The sequence below is a fragment of the Bacillus sp. BF2-3 genome, assembly GCF_008368795.1.
Lineage (GTDB): Bacteria > Bacillota > Bacilli > Bacillales > Bacillaceae_G > Bacillus_A > Bacillus_A cereus.
The window spans coordinates 1-19,107 of the sequence record NZ_QOSA01000034.1 but is presented as its reverse complement, the minus strand read 5'-3'; the positions used below and the strand labels follow the sequence as shown (position 1 = coordinate 19,107).

Here is a 19,107-nt window from a genome sequence, read left to right as displayed (position 1 = left end):
TCATGAAGAAATGGTTACTTATACTCGTTGCATGTATTATGGTCATTACTGCTGGTTGTTCAATGGAACCGCCAGAATGGGCAAAGGATTCTAGCGATAAAGGTCGAAATAAAACTATTAAAGTTGGATTCTCTGTTTCAACTTTAAATAATCCCTTCTTTGTAACTTTGAAAAAGGGGGCAGAAAAGAAAGCGAAAGATAGTGGCATCGAATTGATTGCTGTTGATGCGCAAAATGATGCAGCAAAGCAAACGAACGATGTTGAAGATTTAATTCAAAAGGGTGTCGATGTAGTTGTTATTAATCCGACCGATTCAGATGCTGTTGCTTCAGCAGTAAGTGCAGCAAACGCAGCAAATGTTCCTGTTATTACAGTAGACCGCGTTGCGAATTCAGGTAAGGTTGTTTCTCACATTGCATCTAATAATATCGAAGGTGGTCAAATGGCTAGTGATTACATTCGTGAATTAGTCGGCGAAGGAGCAAACGTTGCTGAGTTAGAAGGAATCCCTGGATCGTCTGCTGCTCGTGAACGTGGGAAAGGATTCCATAACGTAGCCGATAAGTCTTTAAAAGTAGTTGCCAAACAAGCGGCTGATTTTGATAGAGCGAAAGGATTATCTGTTATGGAAAACATTTTGCAAGCAAATAGCGATATTAAAGCCGTGTTTGCTCATAACGACGAGATGGCATTAGGTGCACTTGAAGCATTGAAGTCTGCTGGAAAAACAGATGTAGTAGTTGTTGGATTTGATGCAACAGAAGATGCTGTGAAAGCGGTTAACGATGGGCGTATGGCTGCAACAGTCGCTCAAAAACCAGAATTAATCGGAGAGAAGGCGATGCAAACAGCAAAAGAGATAACACAAGGTAAAAAAGTGGACAAATCTATTCCGATTGAATTAGAGCTTATTAAGAAAAATAAATAAATATAAAATGAAAATTAGGAAGGAAGAACAACAAATGAAATTCTTTATTGATACAGCAAACATTAACGAAATTAAAGAGGCAAATGAATTAGGCGTATTAGCTGGAGTAACGACAAATCCATCACTTGTAGCAAAAGAAGGCGTAGATTTCCACGAGCGCATTCGTGAAATTTGCAACGTTGTAGAAGGACCTGTAAGTGCAGAAGTAATTAGCTTAGAAGCTGATAAAATGATTGAAGAAGGAAAAGAATTAGCGAAGATTGCTCCAAACGTTGTTGTAAAAGTTCCAATGACAACAGAAGGTTTAAAAGCAGTAAAAGCGTTCTCTGATTTAGGAATTCGTACAAACGTTACATTAGTATTCTCAGCAGTTCAAGCATTACTTGCTGCTCGTGCTGGTGCAACGTACGTTTCACCATTCTTAGGTCGTTTAGATGATATCGGTCATAACGGTATGGATTTAATTCGTCAAATCGCAGAAATCTTTGCAATTCATGGTATCGAAACAGAAATCATCGCAGCATCTGTACGTCACAGCGTTCACGTAACTGACGCAGCATTAAACGGTGCACATATTGCAACAATCCCAGCAAACGTAATTGCTTCATTAGTGAAGCACCCATTAACAGATCAAGGAATTGAGAAATTCTTAGCTGATTGGGAAAAAACACAAGAGAAATAATAGAAAAGTAAGAATCCTAGTTTAATTGACTAGGATTCTTTTTTATTTAAAAGAATTTTCATGCAATTTTGCATATTGTCTTTTAAATTTGTTATATAAGATATTTAATATATATCACATAACTCTTTATTTTTAATATTTCGACATAAAGTGAAACTTTAATCAGTGGGGGCTTTGTTCATCCCCCCACTGATTATTAATTGAACCAAGGGATAAAAAGATAGAGGGTCTGACCAGAAAACTGGAGGGCATGATTCTATAACAAAAAGCTTAATGTTTATAGAATTATGTCTTTTTATATAGGGAGGGTAGTAAACAGAGATTTGGACAAAATGCACCGATTTATCTGAATTTTAAGTTTTATAAAGGGGAGAAATGGAATGAGAAGAAAAGCACCATTTAAAGTGTTGTCATCATTAGCAATTGCGGCAATTATCGGATGTACATCTGTAATGAGTGCTCCGTTAGCATATGCAGAAACGGTAGCAAAAGAGAAAGATAGTGTATCTACAACACCAATTGATTACAATTTAATTCAAGAAGATCGTTTAGCGGAAGCTCTGAAAGAAAGAGGAACAATTAATCCAGCATCTTCTAAAGAAGAGACGAAAAAAGCTGTTGAGCAATATATTGAAAAGAAACAAGGAGATCAGGCGAATAAAGAAATTCTTCCAGATGCTCACTCACAAGAAACATCTGATTTCACAAAAAAAGTAAAAGAGAAAAAGATGGAAGAAAAGGAAAATGTAAAAAAGGCTGAAAAAAATGTTAGCCTTGAGCAAAAGCCAGAACCAAATAAAAAGCAATTGAATGGGCAAGTTCCAACTTCAAAAGCAAAGCAAGCTCCATATAAGGGATCTGTTCGATCGGATAAAGTATTAGTGTTACTCGTTGAATTTAGTGATTATAAACATAATAATATTGATCAAACACCAGGTTATATGTATTCGAAAGACTTTAGTAGAGAACATTATCAAAAGATGTTGTTCGGTAATGAGCCGTATACTTTATTTGATGGTTCAAAAGTAAAAACGTTTAAACAATACTATGAAGAGCAGTCTGGTGGTAGTTATACGACAGATGGATATGTAACGGAGTGGCTAACTGTTCCAGGAAAAGCATCTGATTATGGAGCTGATGGTAGCAGTGGTCACGATAATAAAGGTCCAAAGGGTGCACGTGATTTAGTGAAAGAAGCTTTGTATGCAGCTGCTGAGAAAGGACTAGATTTATCTCAGTTTGATCAATTTGATAGATATGATACAAACGGGGACGGGAATCAAAATGAACCTGACGGTGTAATTGATCATTTAATGGTAATCCATGCTGGTGTTGGTCAAGAAGCTGGTGGCGGTAAATTAGGTGATGATGCGATCTGGTCACATCGTTCAAAATTAGCAGTAGATCCAGTAGCGATTGAAGGTACGAAATCAAAGGTAGATTACTTTGGTGGTAAAGTAGCAGCACATGATTACACAATTGAACCAGAAGATGGAGCTGTAGGTGTGTTTGCACATGAATTTGGACATGATCTTGGATTACCAGATGAATATGACACGAAATATACTGGAAATGGTTCACCAGTCGAAGCTTGGTCATTAATGAGTGGAGGTAGTTGGACAGGGAAAATCGCAGGAACAGAGCCGACTAGTTTTTCACCACAAAATAAAGACTTCTTACAAAAGAATATGGGTGGCAACTGGGCAAAAATATTAGAAGTAGATTACGATAAAATTAAGAGTGGTGTGGGAGTTCCTACCTATATTGATCAAAGTGTTACGAAATCAAATCGTCCAGGCGTTGTACGTGTTAACTTACCAGGTAAAAGTGTTGAAACGATTAAACCGGAGTTTGGAAAGCATGCATATTATAGTACAAGAGGCGATGATATGCATACAACGTTAGAGACACCATTCTTTGATTTAACAAAGGGAACAAATGCAAAATTCGATTATAAAGCAAATTATGAGTTAGAAGCAGAGTGCGATTTCGTCGAAGTACATGCAGTAACAGAAGATGGAACGAAAACATTAATTGATAGACTTGGGGAAAAAGTAGTCCAAGGAGATAAAGATACAACAGATGGGAAATGGATTGATAAATCATATGATTTAAGTCAATTTAAAGGCAAAAAAGTGAAACTACAATTCGACTATATTACAGATCCGGCTGTAACATATAAAGGTTTTGCGATGGACAATGTAAATGTAACTGTTGATGGACAAGTTGTATTTTCTGATGATGCAGAAGGACAGTCTAAAATGAATTTAAATGGTTTTGTTGTTTCTGATGGGACAGAGAAGAAAGCTCATTATTACTACTTAGAGTGGAGAAATTATGCGGGATCAGATAATGGTTTAAAAGCAGGAAAAGGTCCAGTGTATAATACAGGTCTTGTCGTTTGGTATGCAGATGATAGTTTCAAAGATAACTGGGTTGGGGTGCATCCAGGTGAAGGATTCCTTGGTGTTGTAGATTCTCATCCAGAAGCGCTAGTTGGTAATTTAAACGGAAAACCAGCATACGGTAATACAGGCATGCAAATTGCAGATGCAGCATTTTCATTTGATAAAACACCAGCATGGAGTGTAAATTCATTAACACGTGGTCAGTTTAACTATTCTGGATTACAAGGTGTTACAACTTTTGATGATTCAAAAGTATATAGTAACAAGCAAATTGCAGACGCAGGAAGAAAAGTTCCAAACCTTGGACTTAAATTCCAAGTTGTTGGACAGGCAGAAGATAAATCGGCAGGCGCTGTTTGGATTAAACGTTAATAACATAAAAGCACATTCTTCATATGAAGAGTGTGCTTTTTAATTTGTACAGTAAGTTATTATTTTAGTTTATCCCGCATTAACGGTCAGTAAGATCCCCACCTCAAAATTCAGTGGAAGTAAAGAAGTTAGTTGGGAGATCAACTGCCCGTAAAAGCCCGATTGGTTCAACTAATAATCAGTGGGGAGGAACAAAACCCCCACTGATTAAAGTTTCACTTTATGTAATACAAGTGTTTATTCATGTGTACTGTATCAAATTATGTGGGGAAAGGAAATATTTCCGAGGAAATTGTCGAAGTATCGTCAGTATTTATAAACTTTCTGTTTAAAAGAAGAGATGTATTATTGCCTTTACGGCTCAATTTATTTACATTGTTATTTGGTTATACACAAAAGTAATATATTGGGCAAAAAGAGTTCTATTCGATAGGGCTCTTTGGCTTTGTATTTGATATACAAATATTAACCTCAATTGTTTGGAATTGTATCTTCTTGTTTAGCGTCATTTGGACTTTAACTACAGTTTTTGTTTTTCGTTTATATGAAGAGGGAGATGAGCCGTTACCTTTTATATTTAAATTAATTGGCATTATTCCAACGCTTCCATTATATTACGGGTTATATCAATATGCATTAAAAAAAAGACAACGATGGATTATCCCATCATTGTCTTTTTTACTTTGCTTCTTACATAAATCATCCCAGCAAATGTTAATAAAAATGCTGTCCCGATAATGAAGCTGACGCTAGGTGATGCTCCGATTGCGCCGACTGTAAAGGAGCCAGCAACAACTCCTAATGAGAAGAAGGCATAAAATAATCCGAATGCCTTTCCGCGATTATCGTCTGTAGTATTTTCAACGAGTAAAGCGTTAATAGACGGAAAGAGGATTGCGAATCCAATTCCATAAATCATCATTACGATAAAGAGCATACCTTTTGTAGCAAATAATCCGAGTAAAGATAATGCGAATGCCATAACTGCAATTCCGATTAGCATTAGTTTCGAACGATTAAATCGATCATAAATACGATTTGTTGGAAGCAAGAAGAAGAGGATAGCAGTTATACCAAATACACTTAACATCATGCCTGTTGTAGATGCTTTAAGCGCTAATGCCTCAACTTTTACTGGTAACATATAAGTGACAATTCCTTGTGAAAACATTAATGTGAAAGCACCAATATATGCTTGTAATAACGGTTCTGATTTTAAAAGTTCAACCATATCTTCTTTGTTCATCATTTGCGTTCTTGATGTATCTTTTCTTGATACGTTATTTGGTAAGAAGAATAGAGATACGATCGTACCAAGAGCCATTAAAATAGAAATAGTAATGAAGACCCACTCTACGCCAGCTGTTGCTTTCATAATACCGCTGAAAGCAGGTCCTACGATTGCGGCTGTTCCAACAGCAGCACCAGATAGAGCCATTGCTTTTCCTTGTCTTTTTGCATTTGTTTGTTTTGATAAAAATGTAAAGGCAGCAGGAATTAAAAAGCCATCACTAAATCCATGCATAAAGCGCACAACTAATAGTTGTTCACCACTTTGAACAACGGTGTATAACAAGACTATGAAACTCGTAATTCCCATGCTTATATAAAGGATTTTTTTTGCACCAAATTTATCGACAGCGGCTCCAGCAATAATATTACCGATCATATTAGCGAATGAGTACATACCGACAACTAGCCCGATAATAAGAGGAGTTCCTCCAAGGCTTTGAGCGAAAGTACTCATAATAGGTAATTGTGAAAATGTATCTAAAAATGCCACGATAACGATAAAGTAAATAAAATATTTCAAGCGATATTCACCTCTCCTATGCTATTATGGCACAATGCTAATTTCACCTGCAATGAAATTGAATTAACAGATGTGGAAAAAAGTACAAAGTGACAAAATATTGAACGTTATTTGTAAAAAATTAGTGGGGATGTGATTGTTTTTTTGAAATATATGGATAGAAGTATTATAATAGAATTGTAAACTTCACCAGGTTAAGTATATACATAGAGAGGGATGTATAAAATGAAAGCACTACTTTGGCATAATCAACGTGATGTACGAGTAGAAGAAGTACCAGAACCAACAGTAAAACCAGGAACAGTGAAAATCAAAGTTAAATGGTGTGGTATTTGTGGGACAGACTTGCATGAATATTTAGCAGGGCCTATTTTTATTCCAACAGAAGAACATCCATTAACACATGTGAAAGCACCTGTTATTTTAGGTCATGAGTTTAGTGGTGAGGTAATAGAGATTGGTGAAGGAGTTACATCTCATAAAGTGGGAGACCGCGTTGTTGTAGAGCCAATTTATTCTTGTGGTAAATGTGAAGCTTGTAAACATGGACATTACAATGTTTGTGAACAACTTGTTTTCCACGGTCTTGGCGGAGAAGGCGGCGGTTTCTCTGAATATACAGTAGTACCAGAAGATATGGTTCATCACATTCCAGATGAAATGACGTATGAACAAGGTGCGCTTGTAGAACCAGCAGCAGTAGCAGTTCATGCAGTACGTCAAAGTAAATTAAAAGAAGGGGAAGCTGTAGCGGTATTTGGTTGCGGTCCAATTGGACTTCTTGTTATCCAAGCAGCTAAAGCAGCAGGAGCAACTCCTGTTATTGCAGTTGAACTTTCTAAAGAACGTCAAGAGTTAGCGAAATTAGCAGGTGCGGATTATGTATTAAATCCAGCAACTCAAGATGTGTTAGCTGAAATTCGTAACTTAACAAATGGTTTAGGTGTAAATGTTAGCTTTGAAGTAACAGGTGTTGAAGTTGTACTACGTCAAGCGATTGAAAGTACAAGCTTTGAAGGACAAACTGTAATTGTTAGTGTATGGGAAAAAGACGCAACAATTACTCCAAATAACTTAGTATTAAAAGAAAAAGAAGTTATTGGTATTTTAGGATACCGTCACATCTTCCCAGCTGTTATTAAATTGATTAGCTCCGGTCAAATTCAAGCAGAGAAATTAATTACGAAAAAAATTACAGTGGATCAAGTTGTTGAAGAAGGATTTGAAGCACTTGTAAAAGATAAAACACAAGTGAAAATTCTTGTTTCACCTAAATAAGATAGAATCGAATAGAGTAGCCCTTTTCTAGAAATAGAAGAGGGCTACTTTTTTTCTATACTGAAAGGTGATAGACTTTCCTTTGACTCAATGTATTTTTGTTTGGAAGGGAGAATCTAATGCTTTCATTTTTGTTAACTTTAAAGCGAATGTTAAGAGCCTGTTTACGAGCGTGGAAAGATAAAGAATTTCAAGTATTATTTGTATTAACAATTTTGACTTTAATATCGGGTACGATTTTTTATAGTACAGTTGAAGGATTACGTCCTATTGACGCTTTATATTTTAGTGTGGTCACGTTGACGACTGTCGGTGATGGGAATTTTAGTCCGCAAACTGATTTCGGAAAGATATTTACAATCTTATACATATTTATTGGGATTGGACTAGTGTTTGGATTTATTCATAAGTTAGCAGTTAATGTACAATTGCCAAGTATATTATCGAATAGAAAAAAAGAGTAAAGCATTCAGATGCTTTACTTTTTTTTTACATTAGTTTAGACAAGCCTTAATAATAGTTTATTAAAATGAAAGTGTATTCATTCATTATATTCACTGTGTATAAAGTTATAATGATATGAACATTTACATATTTTAATTTATTGATAGAAATTTCATGAAAGGTGGGATATTCTAGTCATAGGTTAACCGGACGACATCATAGGATCCTAACAAAATGTTTACAATAATTCAATTATAAAATGGAGGATTTTATATGAAAAAGAAAGTACTTGCTTTAGCGGCAGCTATTACATTAGTTGCTCCATTACAAAGTGTTGCATTTGCTCATGAAAATGATGGGGGACAGAGATTTGGAGTTATTCCGCGCTGGTCTGCTGAAGATAAACATAAAGAAGGCGTGAATTCTCATTTATGGATTGTAAACCGTGCAATTGATATTATGTCTCGTAATACAACACTTGTAAAACAAGATCGAGTTGCACTATTAAATGAATGGCGTACTGAGTTAGAGAACGGTATTTATGCTGCTGACTATGAAAATCCTTATTATGATAATAGCACATTTGCTTCACATTTCTATGACCCTGACAATGGGAAAACTTATATTCCGTATGCAAAGCAAGCAAAGGAAACAGGAGCTAAATATTTTAAATTAGCTGGTGAGTCTTATAAAAATAAAGATATGAAACAAGCGTTCTTCTATTTAGGATTATCTCTTCATTATTTAGGGGATGTAAACCAACCGATGCATGCGGCAAACTTTACGAATCTATCGTATCCACAAGGATTCCATTCTAAATATGAAAACTTTGTAGATACGATAAAAGATAATTATAAAGTAACGGATGGAAATGGATATTGGAACTGGAAAGGTACGAATCCAGAAGATTGGATTCATGGAGCGGCAGTAGTTGCGAAACAAGATTACGCTGGCATTGTAAATGATAATACGAAAGATTGGTTCGTGAGAGCTGCTGTATCACAAGAATATGCAGATAAATGGCGCGCTGAAGTTACACCAATGACAGGTAAGCGTTTAATGGATGCACAACGTGTTACTGCTGGATATATTCAGCTTTGGTTTGATACGTACGGAAATCGTTAAGTATTTAAAAAAGGTCAAATCTCAGAATAGAGTATTTGGCCTTTTTATCACTATACAATACATGGAGGTATGAAACGTGAAAGGTAAATTGCTAAAAGGTGTACTTAGCTTAGGTGTTGGTTTAGGAGCTTTATATAGCGGAACGTCAGCTCAAGCAGAAGTGTCTACAAATCAAAATGATACATTAAAAGTGATGACGCATAATGTATATATGCTATCAACAAACTTATATCCGAACTGGGGACAAACTGAGCGTGCTGATTTAATCGGGGCGGCAGATTATATAAAGAATCAAGATGTAGTTATATTAAATGAAGTGTTTGATAATAGCGCTTCAGATCGTTTATTAGGGAATTTGAAGAAAGAATATCCAAATCAAACAGCAGTATTAGGTCGTAGTAGTGGAAGTGAATGGGATAAAACGTTAGGAAACTATTCATCTTCAACTCCTGAAGATGGTGGCGTTGCGATTGTGAGCAAATGGCCAATCGCTGAAAAGATTCAATATGTATTTGCAAAAGGATGCGGGCCAGATAATTTATCGAATAAAGGATTTGTATACACGAAAATTAAGAAAAATGATCGTTTCGTTCACGTGATTGGGACGCATTTGCAGGCTGAAGATAGTATGTGCGGAAAAACTTCACCAGCATCTGTACGTACGAACCAATTAAAAGAAATTCAAGATTTTATTAAAAATAAAAATATACCAAATAATGAGTATGTGTTAATTGGTGGTGATATGAACGTAAATAAGATAAATGCAGAGAACAATAATGATTCAGAGTATGCATCTATGTTTAAAATATTGAACGCTTCTGTACCATCTTATACTGGACATACAGCGACTTGGGATGCAACGACAAACAGTATTGCAAAATATAATTTCCCTGATAGTCCTGCCGAATATTTAGATTATATTATTGCAAGCAAAGACCATGCGAACCCATCGTATATAGAGAATAAGGTGTTACAGCAGAAATCTCCACAATGGACTGTTACATCATGGTTCCAAAAATATATGTATAATGATTACTCTGATCATTATCCAGTAGAGGCGACTATTTCTATGAAGTAGTTTCAAAAAGTTTCTTCGTAAAGAAGAAACTTTTTTTATTTGCAAACAGGAAAATCATACTTTCTTTCCAATATGTATAAGACATATTGAAAAGAGGAGAGAAAAATGTGGATCGAGGAATTTTTAAAGAAGTTCCATTACCGTGTGCATTTTTGGATGAAGTGGCTTTAGATAGAAATATTCAATCGATTATAGAGTTAAGTGGAAATAAGAAGATTCGTATAGCGAGTAAATCGTTACGTTCTGTTCCGATTATGCAAAAGATTTTAGCTGCAAATGATCGATTTCAAGGTATTATGTGCTTTTCACCTAGAGAGGTTTTATTTTTAATAGAACAAGGATTTAATGATTTATTGCTCGGATATCCTGCTTATGATGAAAGAGCTTTGTGTGAAATTAGTTTGCTAACAAAGAAAGGTTTCATTATAACTTGTATGGTGGATTGTGAAGAGCATATTGTGTATTTAGAAAAAATTGCTGAGAAATCTAAAGGATGTTTTCGTGTTTGTTTGGATATTGATATGAGTAGTCGTTTCTTTCAATTTCATTTTGGTGTACAAAGATCCCCAGTAAAAAATGTGCAGGATGCGTTGAAAGTAGTAGAAAAGGTGAGAAGGTCATCATATTTAATGTTAGATGGTGTGATGGGTTATGAAGCTCAAATTGCTGGGGTGGGAGACCATATACCGAATCAATGGCTGAAAAGTAAAGTGATTTCGTATTTAAAGCAGAAATCAGTGCTAGAAGTGAAAGAAAGAAGAGAACATATTGTAAAAGCAATACAAAAACTTGGTATTGAGCTAAGGTTTGTAAATGGAGGCGGAACAGGAAGCATAAAAACAACTGAGAAAGATAATTCAGTTTCAGAGATTACAATAGGTTCTGCTTTTTATTCTCCGAAGCTGTTTGATTATTATAAAGAGGTGAAATTTCATCCAGCGGTCGGATTTGCTTTACCAGTTGTGCGTAAACCAGTCCCGTTTATTTACACTTGCCTAGGTGGTGGATATATTGCTTCAGGAGCAGTTGGAAAAGATAAAGAGCCTGAAGTTTGGAGACCGAAGGGTGCAAAACTATTAGCTTTAGAAGGTGCTGGCGAGGTACAAACGCCAATTTTTTATAGCGGCGAGGAACGAGTGGATATAGGAGAGTCCATTTTGTTTCGTCATAGTAAGGCTGGTGAATTATGTGAGCGCTTTCCTTTTTTGTATCGTGTTAAAAAAGGAGAGATTGTTGGGGAGTATTCAACATATCGGGGGGATGGCCAATGCTTTCTATAAAGGGGAAAAAGTGGAGAAATTGGACAGGGAATGTAGAAGGAACGCCGCATTATACGATGTATCCAGAAAGTATACAAGATGTAGTAGAAGTTGTGGGGCTTGCGCGAAAAAAGGGAAAGAAAATTCGTGTTGTCGGTTCAGGACACTCGTTTACCCCCCTTGTGCAAACGGAAGAAGTTTTAGTTTCTTTAGATGAATTGAAGGGTATTGTGAATATTGATGCAGAGAAGATGGTTGCTGAAGTATGGGCAGGAACAAAGTTATATGATTTAGGGAAGTTACTTGAGGAAAAAGGCTATGCGCAAGAAAATTTAGGGGATATTGATTCACAATCTATTGCAGGAGCGATTAGTACGGGGACTCATGGAACGGGTATTACCTTTGGGAGTTTATCAACACAAGTTATAGAGATTACGGCAGTTTTATCTAATGGTGAGAGTATAGTTTGTTCGGAAACTGAGAACGTAGAATATTGGAGAGCGTTTCAGTTGTCACTTGGAATGTTAGGTATCATTGTAAAGATAAAATTAAAGGTTATTCCAGCGTATTCACTCGTTTATGAAAGTGAAAAACAGTCATTATCCACTGTAATGAACAAACTAGAAGAATATAAGAAGCATCGTCATTTTGAATTTTTCGTTTTTCCTTATTCTGATGAAGTACAAGTAAAACTTACGAACGAAACAACGAATACAGGCAGTGATTTGAAATGGCATAAATTAAAGGTGGAGTTACTTGAAAATAGGATGTTCTCTTTACTATCTAAAGGGTGTAAATGGTTTCCTTCTATAAGTAAAGGCGTGAGTCGATTATCAGCTAAAGCTGTACCAAACACAAAAATAATTGGCCCGAGCTATGAAGTATTTGCTACATCACGTACGGTACCATTTTATGAAATGGAGTATAGCATTCCTTCAAAGTATATGAGGACGGTTGTAGAAGAAATCTCAAATCTTATTGAAAAGAAAAAGTATAAGGTGCACTTCCCGATCGAATGCCGCTATGTGAAAGGTGATGATATATGGCTTAGTCCAGCCTATGGAAGAGATTCAGCGTATATCGCTGTTCATATGTATAAAGGTATGAAATATGCTGCTTACTTTGGCGAAGTGGAAAAAATTTTTCTGAAGTATGAAGGGCGTCCGCATTGGGGGAAAATGCATACATTATCGTATGAGCAATTACAAGATATATATCCAGAGTTTCATTCGTTTTTACAGGCGAGGAAGTCTCTAGATGAACTTGGAATGTTTTTTAATCCTTATGCAGAAAAGTTATTTATCCCGCTATTTGCCGGGCAGTAAGACCCCCACTGATTAAATTTTCACATTATGTATATAAAAAAGCTGACAAATAATTATTTGTCAGCTTTTTTTAGTGTAATTGCATTTCTTGTATGACTAATATGTTCATAAAATAGTAGTTTATCACGGCTAAATACATGCAGTAAAACATGAATAATGAATAGGCCGTTAATGATAAATAGGAATAACAATGTAACGAGTAATACTAAAGGTTCTGTATGATTTAACATAGAGCTACTAGAAAGAATATAATTGATTCCGCCTAACGCAAAATAAAATATACCGTAGCGAATAAATAGTTCTTTTAATGTAATACGATCTGATTTTCCTTTCAGGTGAATGCGAAGCAATGCTTTCCCAATTGTTTTTCCATTCGTAAAGTATGGAATAATAATAAAGTAAATAAGGATTGAACACGTAATGAAAATGAGTTCATACATATTCGTGTAAGATTGCATATTAGAAACGAAGAAAGAATTTCCTTTGTTTTTAACGACAGGTACAACGATAGATAAGAAAATCCAATCAATTTGCATCGCGATAAGGCGACGAATGAATCCGACTGGTTTCGTTTCCAAATCAATATGACTATCTAACTCATTTGTCTTCGGAAGGAAGTACGTAAATATTGGTGCAATGATAAAACCAATTACGCCACCTAATGTATTTAAAAATAAATCATCGATATCAAATAATCGGTATGCACAATTGTATATACCGTATAATCCAGTCACTTGTGTTAGCTCGAAAAATAGTGAAAGGAAAAAGGAAATGCAAATTGTTTGTAAGAAACTACGTCGGAAATAATAACGTAAGTAAATACCGAATGGAACAGTTAATAGAACATTAAATGCAACTTGTAAAAACGCAGACTCTTTTAATAAGTAGAAATAAGTAGCTGGTTTCGTTAAAACTGCCGATGTATGACTACTAATCTCTTGTATGAAATAAAATGGTGAGAGTTGCATGTGTTGTGTATTAGCCGGTTGTAGGCTACAAGTATCAAACGTTTGTGGTAACGGCAAAATAACAAGAAAATAGGCATTTAATAAGTAAAGTAATAATGAGTATAAAATAAATGAGCGCCATTTATTTAAATAACCGTATTTTCGATAATTAAATATTAAAAAAGGGATTAAAAGAAACATTGCTAAAAAGGGGAATAAAATAAATGCTGTTTTTACTGGAAATAAATATGCAGTCAAAGTAAAACTCCTTTCAATGAAAATTCGTTTATCATTATAGCGCTAATAATATTTAAATACAAAGTTAAAATCTTTCGAAATAGAAATAATTACTAATTTTATAGGGATTAAGTTATAATAAATTTAATATAAGGATATTATGATTATAAAGTTGAGAGAGGGTACAAGAGATGCGATATGAACTTTTTTCTGTAAGTGGGGATCATATTACGACTTTTGAAAGTGCATGGCGTTTTCAGGAGGGAGAACAGATTTTTGTTCATGATGATCAAACAAAAAGAAACTTTATTATTATTCGTCTGACGCATGATGTATTTCAACAAAATAAACATGTTATTCGTTTGTATTGTCAAGAGAAGAAAGTGTATGCATAAGAGAAGCCCTCTTACAGTATGAAAAGTAAGAGGGTCCTTATCTTGTTATTTGTGAACAGCCCGATTGATGAGGGCTGATTAAAGTTTCACTTTATCATTTTGCCCCTCGTAAGGAATAAAAAGAGAAGGGTTAATGCACATAGGTAGCATTTGATTTGGAAGAAAGTATATAGCCTTGTATTTTGTGCTTCAAAGTTACATGGCCTTCTCTTTGAGAAAGCCATGTATGGTAATCTTGTTGTGTTTTCCATAACAGACGAATCATATATTCTGCCTTATCATTTGTACGATGAACATGTGAAAACTCTATGTTAATACAACCGTTCGTTCCAGGGGAAGGATAATATTGTTTAAGCCCATAAAGTAGCTCATTTTCATATTCGTACTTAATGTGAATGAGTTTAGTAACTATAAACATATAAACACCTCTTTTACGATAATAGTAGGAAGTAGGAAAGATAGAATTACTGTAATAGTAAACTTAAATGATATTATACTATTCAGAAAATTATAAGTAAATAATAGATTTTAACTTAATAGAGGTATAAAAAAGCGAGTCATTCTATTACACTAGATGACTCGCTTTCAATTTGTAAGTTTTACTTTATAAGAAAATAAGAGTAAGTACACCTACGATAATACAATAGAAAGAGAAATATTTTAAATTTCCTTTTGCCATAATGTTCATAAACCATTTTAGTGAAATATACGTCATGATAAATGTTGCGATGAATGCAACGACATATGGTACGAATAATGTGTCTAGATTTGGATCATTTGCAATGTCTGTAATGCTTAACAATAAGCCACCTAAGCTAACAGGAATGTATAGTAAGAATGAGAAGCGAAGTGCTGTTTCTTGCTTCATACCAAGTAACATTGCTGCTACGATTGTGGCACCAGATCGGCTTATTCCGGGAATCAGTGCGCAAGCTTGTGCTAATCCGACGATGATTGCATCTTTCATAGAAAGGTCGCCATCATTTTTACGACCGCGTAAATTTCTAATAATCCAAAGGCCGACAGCAGTAATAAGAAGGGAAATCCCAACCATCTTCACACCTTTTAAGTACTGATCGATGTAATCTTTAAATAAAACACCAATAACACCTGCTGGAATGGTTGCAATAACAAGATAAATAATAAAGAAGAAATCTGATTTTGCGTCTTCTGCTCTTGTAAATATATAAGAGAGACCATTCTTCGTTAGACGAATTAAATCATTTCTATAAATAAGTAATACAGCTAATAATGAAGCTGAATTAACAAGTAGTTCGAAGCTAAACCCTTCTATTTTTAGTCCTAGCAAATGTTGTGCTAAAACGAGATGACCACTTGAAGAAATCGGAATTGGTTCTGTTAGTCCTTGGAACAGACCGAGAATTAAATATTTTAAAACGTAGTAAAATTGTTCCATAATAACCTCCTTGTTTATTAGTTGAAAGAAACAACTTTTCCATTATAACAAAGATATGGATGAATATTGAAAAGAAATAAATATTCAAAATAAAATAAAAATCCCTTATAGCAGTATAAGGGATTTTTATTTTTAATTAAGAAGTTACTGTTTCTTGAAGACTTTTAGACAATTGAACATCGACTTTTTCAGCATCATGAATATGATTCATAATAGTAGTATTTAATTTTTGGAACATTTGTTGTGTGTTAGCGAATTCCCGTAGTATGTCATCATTACAAGACTTTTGGTTTTCGATAGCCTTAATAACATTTGTAGCACCATTTTGTAACGTTTGAATCATAACTAAAATATTTTCAATTCTAGCATTTGTATCGGCGCTCATTTCTACACCTTCATCAACTAAATGTAAATTATCTTTTGTGTTATCATATGCTTTTTCAATTTCTTCTTGAATTTTTTTCGTTAAGTTGCCGATGTTTTTTGTACTTTCTGCTGTACTTTCCGCTAGTTTTCTTACTTCATTGGCAACGACAGCGAATCCTTTACCATGCTCTCCAGCACGCGCGGCTTCAATACTCGCATTTAAAGCAAGTAAATTTGTTTGTGCTGCAATGTTTTGAATGACTTCTACAATTTGCTCGATTTCCTTTGAGCGTTCGCTTAGATGATTCATACTATTAGACGTGCGTTGAGATTGTTCACCTAATTTATTAATTACAATAAGTAAGCGGTGAACGGATTCTTTTCCTTCATTAGAGCAGTCAATAATTTCTGCAATAGACTGAATTAAGCTTTGTTCCTTTTGTAACATTTCATTATTTAACTCATTGGAATGTGTCGTACGTGTTGAAACATTTTCGAAACATGAACTTAATTGTTGAACTAAGCTTTGAAGTGTATTGTGTTGGTTATTTACAAGTTGATGCTCTTGGACAACGCTTTGTACACGATCGTGGATAGTAGAAATAGTCTCTTGTTTTTCAATATCTTTTTGTTTTAATTCTAATTCTAATTCTTGTATACGCTCTTCTAATTGAGAAATTGTATGTTGGAGTGATTTTTTTTGAGTAAACATGTATTTATTTCAACCGCCTTCGAAAGTTATATTTTCTCTATATTTGGATTTTAGCACCTTTTGTATTTTTTAAATATAGGAATTGTTAAATATTTAAGAATCTATTACATTTTATTCATAATTCTCTTTTTTTCGTCACGAAAAATAAACTGTATTTAATCGTTTTGTAAACAAACTGTAAAATAAATCATGTATAACTGTATAAGAAGGGAGTCGGATTATGAACTATTTTAAGCGAATCAGCTGTCTAGTATTAGCAGGAATTATCGGTCTTTCTAGTACAGTCGCTGTTAAAGCAGAGTCAAACGACGAGAAACTTAACAACATGCAACAGCAATTGCAACAAAACGATGCAGAAATGCAAAAGAAAGAGCAAGAAAAGCAAGCTGTTAGTAAAGAAATTAAAGGTATCGAAAACGAACTACATAATTTAAATAATACAATTGCAAAAAATAAAGAGGATCAAGCTGCTATTCAACGTAAAATTGATGAAACACATAAGCAGATTGAACAAAAAAAGGAAGAAATTATCGTTTTAGAGGATAAAGTCCTTGCTCGTAAAGATATTATGAGAAAACGTATGGTTTCTGTTCAGAACAGTTCAAATACAAGTTTAGTAGTAGAAGTTGTAGTAGAGTCAAAAAACTTTGCAGACTTCTTACAACGTATGAACGCAGTTTCTACTATTCTAGAAGCTGATAAAGAAATTTTACGTCTACAAGAACAAGATCTTCGTCAAATTGAAGAGGACAAGAAAACAATTGACGAAAAAGAAGCATCTTTAGTAGTAGACAAACAAAAATTAGCAAAAGCGCAAGCTGAACTGCAAGATAACTTGAAAAAACGTCAAGATAACTTACAAACAGTTCAAGCTAAATATAATGAAGTTGCAAGCCAACTTAATTTAGCAGCGGAAGAGAAAGCTAAAATTGAATCAAATATGAAGGCAGTACAAGAAACGATTGCTCGTGAACAAGAAGCAGCAAGAATCGCAGCGGAAGAGCGTGCAAAAGCAGAAGCGGCTGCAAAAGCAGAGCAAGAAGCTTTAGCGAAAGCACAAGCAGAAATTGCTGAAAAGCAAAAGCAGGAAAAAGCTAATAAACCAGCTGAACCAGTTGCTAATAATAATTCGAAGGTAGAACCTACAAAACCTGCACAACCTGAACCATCTTCTAAGCCAACTGCTGGTGGGAAAGAAATTTATGTAGAAGCTACAGCTTATACAGCTGATCCAGGAGAAAATGGTTATGCGCCAGGTCAACAAGTATTTTCTGCATGGGGACCAGGTGGTAAAGGTTATAATCTAACTGCAAACCCAGGAATGAAATTAATTGCTGTAGATCCAAAAGTTATTCCATTAGGCAAAACTGTAAATGTTGAAGGGTATGGAGTCGCAATTGCAGCAGATACTGGTGGAGCGATTAAAGGTAACAGAATTGATGTGTTAATGCCTGATAAAGGGTCTTCTAGTCAATGGGGAAGAAAAATTGTTAAAGTTACAATTTTAAACTAAAACGTAATCCAACTTTACAATACGTAGAGTTGGATTTTTTTATAATAATAATGTTAAGTTGAGTTTACATTTTGTTAAGGATAGCATACAATAATGGTGAGAGGTGGTAAATTTGACCATTTTAAACAGAGTAAAAGAATTAAGAGCTCGTTTTAACTTTACGCAAAGTGTATTAGCAGAAAAGGTTGGAGTAACGAGACAAACAATTGCTGCAATTGAAAAAGGGGATTACGTTCCTTCTTTGTTATTAGCACTTACGATTTGTGATGTGTTCCAGTTAAAGATGGAAGACGTGTTTGTTTTAAATAAGGAGGGGGAAGAGGATGAATAGAATTGTTTTTTCTTATATCATAAACGTGCTTTATACTGCTTTAGCATGCTGGACATTTGTTGAATTTTATAGTGTCATTACAGAGTTAGCCGATATAATTAAAAACGAGAAATTCCCATTTGAAGTATGGTTTAATGGAGTACCATTCATTTTATTATTTATTGGAGCAATTATAGTTACAATTTTTTATAGAATTCAAAAGAAAAAATATAAGAATTTATCTTTTTGGATGTATCCATTATTATTTCCGCTAGAAGATGAACGTGAAAAAGCGATTACGGATAAAGCTTGTCGAACAACATTTGTATCGTTATGGTTTGTGTTACCTTGTGCAGTTGGATTTTTAACTTTTTCGCCTATTATTAATGAATATCTTCCTGGATACCCATTATATATTCTATTTTCTATTTTCTTTATTCAAATGACAGTATTTCACGTATCACTATACAGAAATAAATTAGCTTGAAAAGAAACCT

The 19,107-nt window shown here is 34.6% G+C and carries 18 protein-coding genes and 1 pseudogene; 14 read left to right on the top strand and 5 right to left on the bottom strand.

Annotated elements, in window-relative coordinates; translation table 11 throughout:
- Positions 1-2: 2 nt before the first annotated feature.
- The 4 genes and pseudogenes from rbsB to DN401_RS22400 form a co-directional block, all read left to right on the top strand.
- Entirely contained in the window at positions 3-929 is a 927-nt protein-coding gene (gene rbsB, locus DN401_RS22415) for a ribose ABC transporter substrate-binding protein RbsB (RefSeq protein WP_000758976.1), read from the top strand.
- 34 nt (positions 930-963) lie between these two features.
- Positions 964-1,611 carry a fructose-6-phosphate aldolase gene (fsa, locus tag DN401_RS22410; protein ID WP_000667670.1) on the top strand — a complete coding sequence of 216 codons (648 nt, stop codon included), beginning with the start codon at positions 964-966 and terminating at the stop codon, positions 1,609-1,611.
- 380 nt (positions 1,612-1,991) lie between these two features.
- A complete protein-coding gene (gene inhA2, locus DN401_RS22405) occupies positions 1,992-4,391 on the top strand; it encodes a M6 family metalloprotease immune inhibitor InhA2 (protein ID WP_001252988.1) in 2,400 nt (799 codons plus the stop codon).
- A gap of 429 nt (positions 4,392-4,820) precedes the next feature.
- Positions 4,821-5,129, top strand: a pseudogene (locus tag DN401_RS22400) (hypothetical protein); the annotation flags it as partial.
- On the opposite strand, the gene DN401_RS22395 reads toward DN401_RS22400, so the two are convergent.
- Entirely contained in the window at positions 5,050-6,204 is a 1,155-nt protein-coding gene (locus tag DN401_RS22395; RefSeq protein ID WP_000873272.1) for an MFS transporter, read from the bottom strand. The pseudogene DN401_RS22400 and the gene DN401_RS22395 overlap by 80 nt on opposite strands.
- 225 nt (positions 6,205-6,429) lie before the next feature.
- Between DN401_RS22395 and bdhA the strand changes: the two genes are divergently transcribed.
- The 6 genes from bdhA (at position 6,430) to DN401_RS22365 (ending at position 12,713) form a co-directional block, all read left to right on the top strand.
- Positions 6,430-7,482, top strand: coding sequence for a (R,R)-butanediol dehydrogenase (bdhA, locus tag DN401_RS22390; protein WP_000645827.1), 1,053 nt, complete (start codon positions 6,430-6,432; stop codon positions 7,480-7,482).
- Positions 7,483-7,601: 119 nt separating this feature from the next.
- Positions 7,602-7,946: a potassium channel family protein gene (locus DN401_RS22385; protein ID WP_000948210.1), complete on the top strand. Its 345-nt coding sequence runs from the start codon at positions 7,602-7,604 to the stop codon at positions 7,944-7,946.
- Between the two features lie 253 nt (positions 7,947-8,199).
- Positions 8,200-9,051 carry a phospholipase CerA gene (gene cerA / locus DN401_RS22380; protein ID WP_000730997.1) on the top strand — a complete coding sequence of 284 codons (852 nt, stop codon included), beginning with the start codon at positions 8,200-8,202 and terminating at the stop codon, positions 9,049-9,051.
- Between the two features lie 76 nt (positions 9,052-9,127).
- On the top strand, positions 9,128-10,129 hold the full coding sequence (sph, locus tag DN401_RS22375; protein ID WP_149287937.1) for a sphingomyelinase C: 1,002 nt from the start codon (positions 9,128-9,130) through the stop codon (positions 10,127-10,129).
- A 107-nt stretch (positions 10,130-10,236) separates the two neighbouring features.
- Positions 10,237-11,409, top strand: a complete 1,173-nt coding sequence (locus DN401_RS22370; protein WP_000373754.1) for an amino acid deaminase/aldolase — start codon at positions 10,237-10,239, stop codon at positions 11,407-11,409.
- Complete coding sequence (locus DN401_RS22365; protein WP_000948912.1) at positions 11,397-12,713, top strand: D-arabinono-1,4-lactone oxidase; 1,317 nt, start codon at positions 11,397-11,399, stop codon at positions 12,711-12,713. Before DN401_RS22370 ends, DN401_RS22365 begins: the two co-directional genes overlap by 13 nt.
- A gap of 53 nt (positions 12,714-12,766) precedes the next feature.
- On the opposite strand, the gene DN401_RS22360 is transcribed toward DN401_RS22365, so the two are convergent.
- Positions 12,767-13,918 carry a VanZ family protein gene (locus DN401_RS22360; protein WP_000128017.1) on the bottom strand — a complete coding sequence of 384 codons (1,152 nt, stop codon included), beginning with the start codon at positions 13,916-13,918 and terminating at the stop codon, positions 12,767-12,769.
- Between the two features lie 170 nt (positions 13,919-14,088).
- Here DN401_RS22360 and DN401_RS22355 point away from each other — a divergent pair, with 170 nt between their 5' ends.
- Positions 14,089-14,292, top strand: coding sequence for a hypothetical protein (locus tag DN401_RS22355; protein ID WP_001268332.1), 204 nt, complete (start codon positions 14,089-14,091; stop codon positions 14,290-14,292).
- 130 nt (positions 14,293-14,422) lie between these two features.
- On the opposite strand, the gene DN401_RS22350 is transcribed toward DN401_RS22355, so the two are convergent.
- From DN401_RS22350 to DN401_RS22340, 3 genes are all read right to left on the bottom strand, one after another.
- The gene (locus DN401_RS22350; protein WP_000471238.1) at positions 14,423-14,710 is read right to left on the bottom strand and encodes a hypothetical protein; all 288 of its coding nucleotides are present in this window, start codon (positions 14,708-14,710) and stop codon (positions 14,423-14,425) included.
- 186 nt (positions 14,711-14,896) lie between these two features.
- Entirely contained in the window at positions 14,897-15,709 is an 813-nt protein-coding gene (locus tag DN401_RS22345; RefSeq protein WP_000434794.1) for an undecaprenyl-diphosphate phosphatase, read from the bottom strand.
- A gap of 136 nt (positions 15,710-15,845) precedes the next feature.
- On the bottom strand, positions 15,846-16,523 hold the full coding sequence (locus tag DN401_RS22340) for a methyl-accepting chemotaxis protein (protein ID WP_000939456.1): 678 nt from the start codon (positions 16,521-16,523) through the stop codon (positions 15,846-15,848).
- A gap of 484 nt (positions 16,524-17,007) precedes the next feature.
- Between DN401_RS22340 and DN401_RS22335 the strand changes: the two genes are divergently transcribed.
- The 3 genes from DN401_RS22335 to DN401_RS22325 all read left to right on the top strand — a co-directional run bounded on the left by DN401_RS22335 (position 17,008) and on the right by DN401_RS22325 (position 19,097).
- On the top strand, positions 17,008-18,300 hold the full coding sequence (locus DN401_RS22335) for a 3D domain-containing protein (protein WP_001105776.1): 1,293 nt from the start codon (positions 17,008-17,010) through the stop codon (positions 18,298-18,300).
- Between the two features lie 112 nt (positions 18,301-18,412).
- On the top strand, positions 18,413-18,631 hold the full coding sequence (locus DN401_RS22330) for a helix-turn-helix transcriptional regulator (protein WP_000154019.1): 219 nt from the start codon (positions 18,413-18,415) through the stop codon (positions 18,629-18,631).
- Positions 18,624-19,097 (top strand): DUF2178 domain-containing protein, encoded by a 474-nt coding sequence (locus DN401_RS22325; protein WP_001080043.1) that lies wholly within the window; start codon positions 18,624-18,626, stop codon positions 19,095-19,097. The genes DN401_RS22330 and DN401_RS22325 overlap by 8 nt, the downstream gene beginning before the upstream one ends.
- The last annotated feature ends 10 nt before the right edge of the window (positions 19,098-19,107 follow it).